11 protein-coding genes are annotated in these 12,881 nt (G+C 49.0%); 7 read left to right on the top strand and 4 right to left on the bottom strand.

Annotated features, from left to right (window positions below):
• Positions 1 to 24: 24 nt before the first annotated feature.
• Together E3U44_RS14480 and E3U44_RS14485 are read right to left on the bottom strand one after the other, a co-directional pair.
• Positions 25 to 2,562 (bottom strand): putative bifunctional diguanylate cyclase/phosphodiesterase, encoded by a 2,538-nt coding sequence (locus E3U44_RS14480; protein WP_134358840.1) that lies wholly within the window; start codon positions 2,560 to 2,562, stop codon positions 25 to 27.
• A 297-nt stretch (positions 2,563 to 2,859) separates the two neighbouring features.
• A complete protein-coding gene (locus E3U44_RS14485) occupies positions 2,860 to 4,083 on the bottom strand; it encodes a hypothetical protein (protein ID WP_134359857.1) in 1,224 nt (407 codons plus the stop codon).
• A gap of 257 nt (positions 4,084 to 4,340) precedes the next feature.
• On the opposite strand from E3U44_RS14485, the gene E3U44_RS14490 reads away from it, so the two are divergent.
• Positions 4,341 to 5,018 (top strand): TIGR04283 family arsenosugar biosynthesis glycosyltransferase, encoded by a 678-nt coding sequence (locus E3U44_RS14490; RefSeq protein ID WP_134358841.1) that lies wholly within the window; start codon positions 4,341 to 4,343, stop codon positions 5,016 to 5,018.
• An 18-nt stretch (positions 5,019 to 5,036) separates the two neighbouring features.
• Here E3U44_RS14490 and E3U44_RS14495 read toward each other — a convergent pair whose 3' ends face one another.
• Complete coding sequence (locus tag E3U44_RS14495) at positions 5,037 to 5,234, bottom strand: DUF3565 domain-containing protein (RefSeq protein ID WP_134358842.1); 198 nt, start codon at positions 5,232 to 5,234, stop codon at positions 5,037 to 5,039.
• A gap of 50 nt (positions 5,235 to 5,284) precedes the next feature.
• On the opposite strand from E3U44_RS14495, the gene E3U44_RS14500 reads away from it, so the two are divergent.
• The 6 genes from E3U44_RS14500 to E3U44_RS14525 all read left to right on the top strand — a co-directional run bounded on the left by E3U44_RS14500 (position 5,285) and on the right by E3U44_RS14525 (position 12,166).
• The gene (locus E3U44_RS14500) at positions 5,285 to 5,851 is read left to right on the top strand and encodes a CIA30 family protein (RefSeq protein WP_206054805.1); all 567 of its coding nucleotides are present in this window, start codon (positions 5,285 to 5,287) and stop codon (positions 5,849 to 5,851) included.
• Between the two features lie 306 nt (positions 5,852 to 6,157).
• A complete protein-coding gene (locus tag E3U44_RS14505; RefSeq protein ID WP_134358843.1) occupies positions 6,158 to 6,682 on the top strand; it encodes a cytochrome P460 family protein in 525 nt (174 codons plus the stop codon).
• Positions 6,683 to 7,562: 880 nt separating this feature from the next.
• A complete protein-coding gene (gene asd, locus E3U44_RS14510) occupies positions 7,563 to 8,258 on the top strand; it encodes an archaetidylserine decarboxylase (protein WP_206054806.1) in 696 nt (231 codons plus the stop codon).
• A 133-nt stretch (positions 8,259 to 8,391) separates the two neighbouring features.
• A complete protein-coding gene (glpK, locus tag E3U44_RS14515) occupies positions 8,392 to 9,903 on the top strand; it encodes a glycerol kinase GlpK (RefSeq protein WP_134358844.1) in 1,512 nt (503 codons plus the stop codon).
• Between the two features lie 8 nt (positions 9,904 to 9,911).
• Positions 9,912 to 11,510 (top strand): glycerol-3-phosphate dehydrogenase/oxidase, encoded by a 1,599-nt coding sequence (locus E3U44_RS14520; protein WP_134358845.1) that lies wholly within the window; start codon positions 9,912 to 9,914, stop codon positions 11,508 to 11,510.
• Positions 11,511 to 11,650: 140 nt separating this feature from the next.
• The gene (locus tag E3U44_RS14525; protein ID WP_134358846.1) at positions 11,651 to 12,166 is read left to right on the top strand and encodes an Hsp20/alpha crystallin family protein; all 516 of its coding nucleotides are present in this window, start codon (positions 11,651 to 11,653) and stop codon (positions 12,164 to 12,166) included.
• 138 nt (positions 12,167 to 12,304) lie between these two features.
• On the opposite strand, the gene E3U44_RS14530 is transcribed toward E3U44_RS14525, so the two are convergent.
• A complete protein-coding gene (locus tag E3U44_RS14530) occupies positions 12,305 to 12,814 on the bottom strand; it encodes a DUF1269 domain-containing protein (RefSeq protein WP_134358847.1) in 510 nt (169 codons plus the stop codon).
• Positions 12,815 to 12,881: the final 67 nt, after the last annotated feature.

Raw genomic sequence — 12,881 nt, forward strand, 5'->3', positions numbered from 1 at the left:
TTTAGAGCCTGAAACCAGAGGCTTTTAATGACATTGCTGGTAAGCTAAACGCAACGGCAATTGACGGTTTTCTTGCAACAGACCTTCCATTTCCGAGGCGGGTAAAGGGGGGCTGAAATAATGGCCTTGCATCTCCTCACAACCATTCTCCCACAAAAATCGAAGCTGTTCCTCGGTCTCCACCCCTTCAGCAACTACCTTGAGGCCCAAACTGTGAGCCAAAGAAATCACCGCCAATACAATAGTCTCATCCTCTGGAGTCTTGGTGAAGTCATGGATAAAATCTTTACCAATCTTCAAACGGTTCAAGGGAAAGCGCTTGAGATGAATCAGCGAAGAGTAACCCGTGCCGAAATCATCAATGGACAAATGCACCTTCATTTCCTTGAAAGCCCTTAAAGAAGCGACCGCACTTTCGACATCTTGCATGATCTGGCTTTCGGTAATTTCTATAGCAAGGCAAGAAGGCGGTAAACCGGTTTCATCTAGGATGTGGGCGACTCGGTCGGTAAGATCGACCTGGATAAACTGTTGTGTCGAGAGATTCACCGACATGGTCAGCATAGGCAATCCAGCATCCTGCCAGCGGCGGGATTGGAGGCAAGCGGTCCTCAGCACCCACTCTCCAACCGTGGGCATTATCCCCAATTCTTCAGCCAAAGGAATAAACTTGGCGGGGGGAACAACCCCCAACCGGGGGTGTTGCCAACGCAACAGCGCCTCCACGGCCACCATATTACCGGTTTGCAAATCCATTATCGGCTGATAGTGGAGTACGAACTCCTGCCGCTCCCAGGCCTGGCGCAGTGACTGCTCCATGGTCAGGCGCTCCACCACTTGGGCATTCATCTCCGAGGTATAGCTGCGAATGCACCCTCGCCCCTGGGCTTTTGCCCAATGAAGCGCTGTATCAGCGCTTTTGAGCAGTGTCAAGGCATCCTTCCCATCCCTAGAAAAGAGGCTGATACCCACACTGGCGTTGATACGGAAAGTTTGCCCCTCAAGGGCAAAGGGGGCTTGCAGGGCCGCTAGGATTTTGTTGGCGATGAGGCGTGACATCTCGCCTCCACGCAATTCTTCCAACACCAACACAAATTCATCCCCGCCCAGGCGGGAAATCGTGTCCTCATCACGAACGCAGCCCCTCAGCCGCTCAGCCACAGCCTTTAACAGCGCATCACCAACATCATGGCCCAGGCTATCGTTGACCATTTTAAACCTGTCCAAATCCAGAAAAAGTACAGCCACCCCCTGCCTGACGCGCCAGGCATGGGCAATGGCGTGCTCGAGTCGGTCCTGCAGCAGATTCCGGTTAGGTAAGCCCGTAAGGCTATCATAGTTGGCCTGGTACTCCAGTTGGGATTCGTAGGCCTTATGCTCACTGATATCTCGAACTACAGTGGAAAAAAACTCAACCTCCCCCTCGGAAGTGTGATGGGCTAGGATAAGCTGGGATACGGGAATCTCATGACCCTCCCGATGCAGCAAAGCCGTCTCCCCCCGCCACCAACCCTGGCGCTTCGCCGCTGGTAAACCCTCATTTTGGATAATAATATTGGCCCAGTCCGGGGTAAATACGGTGATTGGCCGACCCACCGCTTCCTCAGCGCTCATCCCCACCAAGCGGCAGCCGGCCTGATTGACATATTGGGCAATCCCCTCATTATCCGAAAAGCCGACAAAATCAGTAGAAGCTTCCAAAATAGCACTTAACCGTTGCTGCGTCTGCTCCACCCGCTTGGGATGGGTAATGTCAACCCAATAGCCAACGATCTCGAAAGGTTGTCCCTCTGTATCCCGCACCAACTGCAACTCATCATGTATCCAACGGTAGCTTCCATCTCGGTGCTGGAAACGGTATTCATAGCATGCCTCACCGCGCTGAAGTAATGCGTCCAGATCCGCCACCACTCGCTCCCGGTCCCTTGGATGCACATGGTTAATCCAAAAACGGGAATCCTCAATAAAATCTTTGGGTTTATAGCCCACTAAGGCCTGGACATTTTCACTGACAAAAGTATTGGCATAGTTGCCGCCGACTTTACAACAGTAGATAACAGCAGGACTGGCGGTGAGTAGGTGCTCAAGCCTCGCCCGAGTGATTTCCAAAAACTCCTGCGCTTGCCTACGCACAACGACTTCTTCCGCTAGGGCCAAATTAGCCGCTTTCAATTCACCCGTGCGGGTTTCCACTATCGCTTCCAAGATTCTTTCCACCTGCTTGCGACACTCCAACTCCCGCGACAATCCATGAACAGCCGGCATCCACCGCATCAATCCCCGCAACAGCAAGAGATAGCCCAGGGGAAAAATCACGACTTTTTCCAAGAGCGCCTGGGTATGGGTGTTGCCGACGATAACAAAAGGGTTTAACGCCTCGAATTCGTCGGTAATATCAAGGAGACTTCCAAATACCAGCAGACCAAAGCCGCTGAGGAGGGTATTCCAACCCCTTGGAGGCAAGTTACGTCGTGTCCTACCCACCCACAGCAGATAACCAAAAATGGCCAGTAAAAAACCAGTACGGAAGATTTCAGAACCGAGATCGATAAAATTAATCACTACGCACCATGACTGTCTTTATCGTACCCAACCAAGCACCTGAAAAAAAACACAATGGCGGGATACCGTAAGCAGTGACATGGCACCATAGGACTACTTAGCCTAGGTCGACGTCCCCTCCTATCTTTATGTTTTTAGAACAGCCTAGCAGGGTAGAACCAGGATACAGGGGAATAAATCCCCAAAACTTTGGTCGAGGTATTGGATAATATCGGCCAAAAAACTGAGATTATGAATAAAATCATATTCCCGGGGCCGACACTTCTAAGCTCCTGGTTTTATTCCACCTCATTCAGACTACGATGGCGTTTTGCTACAACGAACATAAGTGGAAATCCATCCCCCTGGCGGGGATAAATCGAGTCTATCGGGGCGACTGGAAGCCCGACCTGACAAGAGGAGTATTTGCCCTCGATAGGCCCAAACCCGCAGATCAGTCCAAAGCGGAATGCTTCTTTCTCCATGCAAAGGGCTTTTGGGGATTTTTTTCTGGGCCACATAGCCGGCCCCTGCCTTCAGCAAACGGCGCAGGCGGGAGCGTCCTACCTTGGTGCTGGCCAGTAACCCTCTGGCGGCAAATCCTTGGGCAGGCTTAAAAATAAATTCTTCTTTCCTGGGAGCAAGTTCTTCCACATTTTCTGGACGCAGCCAGTGGGTTTCCGGGATGTGGGCACTCAAAATAGCCCGCTCTTGAGGTTGAATCCCCAATTCCTGATCCCAGTCAGATAAGGAAAGCCGTTCCATGAGGCGCTTATCGCTGCGAGTCGCATAGGTAAAAGGATTAGGCGCCACATAGACTTGACCTGCCTCATAGGCAGCGCGCAGCAGAGAGAAAACCTCCGCCTCCCAGAGAAAATCCGTGGATCGATTCACGATAAAAGAAACCGTCTCTCCCTCCCAGCATAGCTGCTGTCCATCCCAACCCATTTCTCCAGGGGCGGCTATTTCCGCTCTCCAACCCTGTTGCCGAAAAAGGTTCCGCAGGAGAATCAATTCGTGACGAAATTTTCCCCCTTGCAACGCTTCCCTATCCTCCAAAATCAAGAACAATCCCTGGGGCCAGTGGGAGAAGAATGCCATGACTTCCTGCTTCACAGAGGCAATGATTCGTTCAGTCAATTCATTGTAAGCAGGCGGAGGCTGGAGGGCAGCCTGTTGAAATAAATCAAAGATTTGATAGTAGCGATCATTCACTAGCGCGGCAAAGAGAAGACCGGAACCATTATCATTGAATTCAATCATTTGCCAGCTCTGATCCGGTGGCAAGTGAAAATCCCAAGCGCTAAAAAAACAAACCTCAGGGCGTGGGTGCTGGGCAATCGCCGGGGCGGCGGCAGTCACAGCTTCCTGCCAACTCGGCCGCGTAGTGACATCTTCAAAAGTACGAATAAAGACCTGGATTTCCTCTAGGATCCGAGGGGAAATGGCTTGATACCATGGCACCACTGAAAATTCATCAGGGACGGGGGGCATTCCCGCCGCTTCAAGTGCCGCAAAAAATTGATCTTTTTGGGTCTGCATAGGTATGTTCATCTGGACTACACTAATGAATAAAATATGAGGTGTTTATCGGGGCATCCGGAGGATGCCCTCAGGGCGCGCATCCAACCCGTTTTTCTTCCTTGAAAAAAGGGTTTGCGGAACACCACCGGCTAACCAGAGGCAAGGGAGCTGCCTCTTGATTTTGCGGCTCGCAAGGGCAGCTTAGATAAAGATAAATAGGTTCGAAGTTCCACGCTACTCCCCCAGGGGGATCCAACCAAGCTATCGAATTCTCCATGATTTCCGTTATCATCCCTGCCTATAATGAGGAAAAGGCTCTTCCCGCCACCTTGGACTGCCTTTTCAAACAACCTGGTGTTTTTGAAGCCATCCTGGTTGATGGGGGAAGCGTTGATCGAACCCAAGAGGTTGCAAAAGCCTATCCTTCCATTCAACTTTTGAGTTCCCCTAAAGGCCGGGCCTCTCAAATGAACGCAGGTGCCGCTCGGGCCAAGGGGAATTGGTTACTCTTTCTGCATGCAGACACTCTGCTCCCTGAAGATGCCCTCATGGCGATTGATGCCTTGGACGACCATATAGCTGCAGGAGGATTCCGCCATCGCTTCTCCGGCCAAAATGGATCCTTGCGATTGATCTCCCTCATGGATAATTTCCGCTGCCGTTCGACTCGAATTATTTATGGGGATCAAGCCATGTTTGTTAGACAGCGGCTGTTCCAAGAACTCGGTGGATTTCCAGACCAGTCCATCTTGGAAGATATTGCTTTTTGTCAGAAACTTATTCAGGTGACCCAGCCCATACTCATGGCAAGTACGGTTGTCACCGATTCTCGTAAATTTGTCAAGAAGGGAATATGGCGTAGCACCGGACAAGTAGTCTTGATTCAGTTGTGTGTGACATTACGCTTGCCTATTCCAAGGACGGCTTTGGCTTTCTTTCAGGACGTACGCTAAATCATTGAGAGAGTATCCTCAATTCCCATCCTTTGAATCGCATTGGATACAGTTGAGTACTCGTCCCAACCTGGACTTGCGCCCTTCCACAGTCACGACCCAAGGTCGATTGATAAATGGCGGCTGGTGCCGAACATGTTGGCTGTGACCACACTCCAGATCCGCCACCCAATCGCCCTGCTCATCTTGATGATAGTCGACTATTTTGCGCTCCATGGGATTACTATAATTCAATATTAAATAACCGCTGTAAAGAGATACTGTGCATGATGAAAGCCCCGACCCGCCTCATTATTCTTGTTGTTTTAATGCTATTACCATTAACTGGTTTTTTATCTGGAAATCAAATGATTATTGACTTTAGAAGCCAAGAGCCACGCTCCTGGCAAATCATCAATGATGGTGTTATGGGCGGCCTTTCAAAAAGCAACTTCCGTATAATCTCATCGGGAACAGGTATTTTTGAAGGGCATGTGTCATTAGCAAACAGAGGGGGCTTTGCCTCAGTACGCTGGCCGGTTGGAAAATTAGATTTATCGTCTTTCACTGGCCTAGCAGTCCGTATTCGTGGCGATGGCCAGCTATATCGCCTTAGATTGCGTACCGATACTCAATTCGATGGAATCGCCTATCAAACCAAATTTCAGAGTTCCAATCAAGCCTGGGAAGTAGTGAAACTACCCTTTGCTACCTTTGTGCCCACCTTCCGTGGCCGCATTTTGGAAGATGAAAAACCACTCGATTCTAGCGCAATTTTCCAGATAGGCGTAATGATTGCCGACAAGCAGGCAGGCGATTTTCAATTGCAGATTGAATGGATTAAAGCTTATTAATAGGGTCAGTTCTCATTCACTGCTTTGTCCTTACCCTCCCTCACTAGGAAATTAAGACTTTTTATAAATCCCCTCCTGTCAATCGGGATTCGGCTACCCAAGTGAGGAACCCGTTTTATATTATGGGTGACTGCGCTATATAATGCTTGAAGGGGCACAAACAGGATTCGCCTATCAGGGTAAAAGTAGTCGTTTGAAGGTCTATATATGACTGTTACCAGGCCTACTTAATGCCAATCTCCTGACAAGCGATTTTCTGAAAAAACCCAATTGAGCGCAATACACAATGATAAAGGAGAATAATACATGAAATACCCTTTGAAATTAGTGACTATAATCTGTGCTTTGTCTCCCTTCTACGCCTATGGGGGCGGGGACCCTGAGTTTGTCAAGTTTCCCGAGGGTTATGAGCAGTCTTTTAGCAAGTATGCCACAATTAACCGCGCCAATCAGAAACAGGTGGCCAAACTCTATGCCAATGAGACCGCCGTTTCCAGCCACAAGGAAGGCCAGACCGCGGATTCAGGATCGATCATTGTCATGGAAATATACAAACCTAAAACGGATGCCGAAGGTAAACCTATTCCCAGCAGCAACGCTATCTTCAAAATTGATTCACTTGCCGCAGTTGCTGTCATGGAGAAAAGGGACAATTGGGAAGCGGCTTACCCCCAGGAGCATCGTGCAGGCAATTGGGGATTCGCCGTGTATAACCCTGACGGGACCCCCAAGAGCAATGATCTAGAGTGCGCCCAATGTCATACTCCTCTGGAAAGCCAGGACTACATGTTCACCCATCAGAAACTTACCGACTACGCCAAACATCACTAAACGGCAAAATCCTAAACCTAAGCCACGTGGCATACCATTGCCGCGTGGCTTACACCAACCATTAACACCTCTTTTCTAACGCCAGCCCTCCGTTTTACCCCTTCAATACAAATACCTTTAACAATTCTTAATAATTTTTAATAAATTTTGTAATAATTCCTAATTACCCTTGTAACAATGCTTACTGTAGGATATTTCTCAACCTCTCGCTCAAACACACCACTATCTTCGACTTCGATTCCTTAGTAAGTACCTATGAATAAAAATATGAGGTGTTTTAGGAGCGAGCTGGTGGTGTTCCGCAAACCCGTTTTTTTCCTCCCTGAAAAAAGGGTTTGCGGGGACTTCCCTGTCCCCTGGCTCCACACCACCGGCTCGCCCCAGGAGTACTTCAAAACTTTTACTAAGATACTTAGTAGCTACATAGACTCTAGTAAAGCTGTATATTAGGTAAAGCAAACCATAACTCACTCAATCGAATCTTGTTTAAGGTCAAATTTTTGGGGAAGATAAATAGGAATTTTTCACAAGAATTAGCTTCGATATTTTGGCATGACCGGAGAGGGAACGATGCTTCGCTTGAGATAGAAGAAACCTTGCTCGTAATCGGGGTAATAAAAAAACCAACGTGCTCCCGCCAAGCAACACAATTGTAATAAAGATTTCTGGATTCATTGTCTTGTTTACCGTTTAGGGACATCAATAATAAAAAAATTTATTGTTCAATTCTTCCAGCAAAAGAATATCAACTTCTGGCTGACTAATCGAATTCTGCGCCGTCTCCTGACTCTATTCATGGGCTGGTTTAGTCGAATAGAAAAATCCCTTAATTGCCAAAGCTTCAATTGCAGTCTGGCAATTCTTCGTAGATGATCTCCGTTTGGAAGAAGCGCAAAACAAGTCCTTTCGAAATCTACATGACTGTTTTACCCGCAAGCTTAAAGACGGTGCCCGAACGATTGATCCCGACCCAGCAATAGTAATCAGTCCCTGCGATGCTGTCGTCGGCGAGATGGGGGCCATTGAGGGGACACAATTGATACAGGCGAAAGGATTCCCCTATACTTTGGAAGACCTGCTTGGAGACTCGGAACAAGTAGCCCGTTATCGGAACGGCTGGTATATGACACTGCGGCTCAAATCCAGCATGTACCATCGCTTTCACGCCCCCTGCGACGGCCAAGTTCGGGAGGTCAACTATATTTCCGGCGATGTCTGGAATGTTAACCCGGTTGCACTGGAGTACATTGAACGACTCTATTGCAAAAATGAACGGGTGGTGATTCCCCTAGACACCACTGCCTTTGGCCAGGCCATCACCTTGGTGCCTGTCGCCGCCATCCTGATCGCTAGCATGCACCTGAATTTTCTGGATGTCCTGCTTAACCTTAAATACCAAGGACCGAACCACATTCCCTGTGAAGCTTCCTTTAAAAAAGGCGAGGAGATGGGATATTTTCATCAGGGCTCCACCATTATTGTTTTTTCGACTCCCCCCCTGAAACCCTGTACCTGGCTTCGACCACAAACCCAAGTACGGATGGGACAACCTCTGCTGGCATGGACAGAGATTTAAAACCAAGCAAAATCAATGAGGAGCATTTATACTTAGGAATCGAAGAGACCAGGGAACGGCGTATCAAATTGGCGACCTTCTCCCAAGAAAAGAAGGTGATTTTATGCCCATTAGGAGGGATATAAAAAGCAAAATGGCAACAAGTCATGTATTGTCTATCGATGCGGGCACTACCGGCATCACCATTTTGATTTTTGATCAGCAGGGGCGCATTCAGGGCCGAGCCTATTCAGAATTTACCCAGCATTACCCCCGGCCAGGATGGGTGGAACATGATCCTAACGAGATTTGGTCAGTCACCCAAAAAGTAGTCGCCGCCGCCTTGCAGGAAGCCCATCTAGAGCCCGCCAATCTGGCAGCGATCGGCATTACTAACCAGCGGGAAACGGTGGTGATGTGGGACCGAAGCACGGGAGAACCCGTGGCAAAAGCGATTGTCTGGCAAGATAGGCGCACCACCCCGCTCTGTGAAAAACTCAAAGCCAGGGGTCTGGAGGAGACCTTCCGGCACCGAACCGGGCTTGTTATCGACCCCTATTTCTCAGGCACTAAGGTCAAATGGCTTCTTGACCATGTGGATGGCCTCAGACAACGGGCAGAAGGCGGTGAGATCGCTTTTGGCACCATCGATTCCTGGCTCGTCTGGAAGCTCACAGGCGGCAAGAATCATATTACCGATTACTCCAACGCCAGTCGAACCCTACTTTATAACATCCACGACTTACAGTGGGATGAGGAAATCTTGCAACTGCTCCATATTCCCCCCGCCCTGTTGCCCCAAGTCAAACCCTCTTCTTATGTCTATGGGGAAACCATACCCCAAGCCCTTCTCGGAACCGGCGGCATTCCTATTGCAGGAATTGCAGGGGATCAACAGGCTGCCCTCTTCGGCCAGGCCTGCTATGGGAAAGGGCTAGCTAAAAATACTTACGGGACTGGCTCCTTTGTGCTGATGAATACCGGTAAAGAGGCTATCTTAAGCCAGGAAAAGCTGCTGACCACCATCGCCTGGGGAATCGGCGATGAACCCGTTGAATATGCCTTAGAAGGCGCCATCTTTATCACGGGGGCGGGAATTCAGTGGTTGCGAGATGGCCTAGGGATCATCAACCACGCCTCAGAAACCGAGGACTTAGCCCGCTCAGTAGAAACCAACGAGGGGGTCTACTTTGTGCCAGCTCTCGTCGGCCTTGGCGCCCCCCACTGGGATCCCTACGCCCGCGGTACCTTGCTGGGAATTACCCGCGGCACCACTAAAGCCCATCTGGTGCGGGCAGTACTAGAAAGCATGGGTTACCAAACTCGGGATGTGGTCAAGGCCATGGAACGAGATTCGGCAATCCCGCTAAAAGTGCTACGCTGCGATGGGGGTGCCTCAATCAATCGCTTTCTGATGCAATTCCAGGCAGATATTCTCGGGGTAGCGGTAGAAGTTCCCAAGATTACAGAGACCACCGCCTTGGGGGCGGCTTATTTAGCGGGACTGGCCACCGGATTCTGGCAGAGCCGTAAGGAACTGGATTCCCAATGGCAACTTGCCCACCGCTATGAGCCTACCCTATCTGAAACGGAACGCATGGGCCTCTACCACCAGTGGCAAAGAGCGGTGGAGCGAGCCAAAGGTTGGGCCCAGGAAAAAGAGTAGCTTAGCTCATGCAACTGCGAGAGCGCAACCTAGGAAAGCTGTCTCACACCACTTATGATGTTTTGATCATCGGCGGAGGGATTAACGGTGCGGTCTCTGCGGCGGCTCTTGCCGGCAGAGGCGCTAAAGTCGCCTTAATTGACAAGGGAGATTTTGCAGGTTTTACCAGCCAGCATTCCTCTAATCTCATTTGGGGTGGAATCAAATATTTGGAAACTTACGATTTCCGGCTAGTTTGGAAACTGTGCCAGTCTAGAAATCAATTAATGAAGAATTATCCCTCCACCGTCAAAGAAATCCGTTTTTTTACAACGGTTCCCCAAGACTTTCGATACCCTCGCTTACTCCTGTGGCTAGGTGCTTGGCTCTATTGGTTGATGGGCAAGGGATTTACCCAACTTCCCCGCCTCCTGTCGCGGAATGATATAAAAAAAGAAGAAGACATTATCAATACAGAAAATAGTCAAGGAGGTTTCGAGTATTCCGATGCCTACTTACATGACAATGATGCCCGATTTGTCTTTAATTTTATCCGTTCCGCCTTAAACTGTGGCTGTATCGCCGCCAATTATGTGGAATCCCTAGGGGCCCAAAGAGGAACCGATAAGGTATGGAGAACCCAGGCTAGGGATCATATGAATGGTAAAGAATTCGAAATTAAGTCTAAAGTCCTGCTCAATGCCGCGGGCCCCTTTGTGGACCAACATAACCAGCTGACCGGCCAAAAAACGCCCCATCAACATGTCTTCTCTAAAGGGGTGCATTTAATCGTCGACAGACTCACCCCTCATCAGCGGGTACTTGCCTTTTTTGCCAGTGACGGACGCTTATTTTTTGCCATTCCCATGGGTGTAAAAACCTGTATCGGAACGACCGACACCCCAGTAAAAGATCCTACTACCACCGTCACTGCGGAAAATCGCCAATTTATTCTTGATAATATTAATAAACTGCTTACCCTCAAGGAGCCCTTGAAAACGGAAGATATCATCGCCGCGCGCTGTGGAGTTAGGCCTCTAGTCGTCAAAACAGGCACCTCGGGAAAAAGAGATTGGTTGGAGCTTTCCCGTAAACACGAGATTGATGTCAATTGGGAAAGCGACCATATCAGCATCTTTGGGGGAAAGCTGACAGATTGCCTCAATGTGGGAGAAGAAATTTGCGAGTTAGTGCAGGCTCTAGGAGTCATCCTTCCCCATCCCCAATACTCCTGGTTTGGTGAACCACCGGAAGCCATAAAAAAAGCATTTTTGCATCAGGCCGAATTAATGGATTTAGACGGCTACACTCCACCAAATTCGACGGAAAAACTGACCTGCCGCCTCTGGCGAAGATACGGATCAGAGGCGATTAACCTATTAGAAATGATCCGGACCGATCCTCAACAAGCTGAAGTTCTCATTGAAGGAACAGAATATCTCCGCTGCGAACTGCAACTGGCAGCGCGAAGAGAAATGATTGTCAGACTAGAAGATTTTCTACGCAGACGCTCTAAAATCGCCTTAATTATACGGCAGCAAGAACTTAAGAGGTCAGCAGGAGTGAGGGAGGCTTGTGAGACCCTGTTTGGTCAACAAGCTAAGGAAAAATTTGCTGAGTATTTTTAGGGAAATTAAATCTGTAGTAATAATTGACCAAGAAATCGCTCTAGCCTATTGAAACCTCCGCCATAGTGTTCTAGATAATATTAAGGATTATATTTTTCCTTGGCCAGCCTTCACTTAGAAGAAATTAAGGAGCGTTAGCAATGCCGAAAGAAAGCGGAAAACCAACATCAGAGACGGGGAAAGAAATAGAAAAGCAGAGGGTGGAACCTACCCGCATGCTCTCACCCTTTGAAGAAATGGAACGGTGGTTCGAAAGTGCCTTTCCCCGGGGTTGGATGCGCCCTTTTCAACGGGAACGGCCGATGTGGGGTGAACTCACCTGGCCCCCTGAAGGCAGAATCCCCCGAGTGGATGTGGTCGATCGGGATGAAGAGGTGGTTGTCCGCGCCGAACTGCCGGGAGTAGAAAAAAAAGACCTAGATATCTCAGTTACCGATAATACGGTCACTATTAAAGCCACCACGAGTACTGAAGAAAAAGAAGAAAAAGGAGATTATTATCGCCACGAGATATCCCGTGGCAGCTTTGCCCGCACCGTTACTTTACCCAGTGATGTGGAAAGTGAGAAAGGGAAAGCCTCTTTCAAAGAAGGTATCTTGGAGCTCACCTTGCCCAAGGTAAAAAAATCAAAACGGCGTCGCATCAAAGTCGAATAAAGTACGGCCTTACAATATTCCGGTGCATAGCGGCAAAACTGCCACGGCAGAGTAACGCCGCCTATGCACCGAAGTTTATGATCACAAGCACACCACGCCCCATTAATTTTTTATTCGACCCTCTAAACAGTAACGCCTTTAGGGAAATGCCGGAATGGTAGGTTCGGTCCCACTAATTTCTGCTTCCGGATGATGCTTCTTCACCAACTCATCAATTTCATCAACCCGAGCTTTGGGAACATCCACCATCATCAGAAGTTCTCCTTGTTCGATGGCTTTCTCAAATTGCTTAATCTGCGAATTGGGCGCATCTGAGCCAATCATGGAGGAAAACCATGCCCCAAAACCGGCGCCTGCAAGACTCATCGCTAATATGGCACCCCCACCAAGGATAATTTCTGCCGGCGGAAAAGTGACAGCCACCAATCCTGCCAAAACACCGGTAGCGCCGCCTACCGCAACTCCTCTCTCAAGTGCTGGAATAAAATCGCTTTTTTGCATCAATCCCGCTTCTGGAAGATCTTCCAGGGGAATTCCCTCCTTGGCAAGGATATGGATATGCCGCTCTTCCACCCGGGCCAACAACAGCTCGTTGACAATTTTGCGAGCATTTTTAACATCAGGTATCAAGAAATAAAGTCTTCTCATGTTCTTTTCCCTCTTTGCTGCATCTGCATGTAGGCTTCTGAACGAAGCACTTGTTTTACTCTATGTT

It is taken from the genome of Nitrosococcus wardiae, from assembly GCF_004421105.1.
In the GTDB taxonomy this organism is placed as follows: Bacteria; Pseudomonadota; Gammaproteobacteria; order Nitrosococcales; family Nitrosococcaceae; genus Nitrosococcus; species Nitrosococcus wardiae.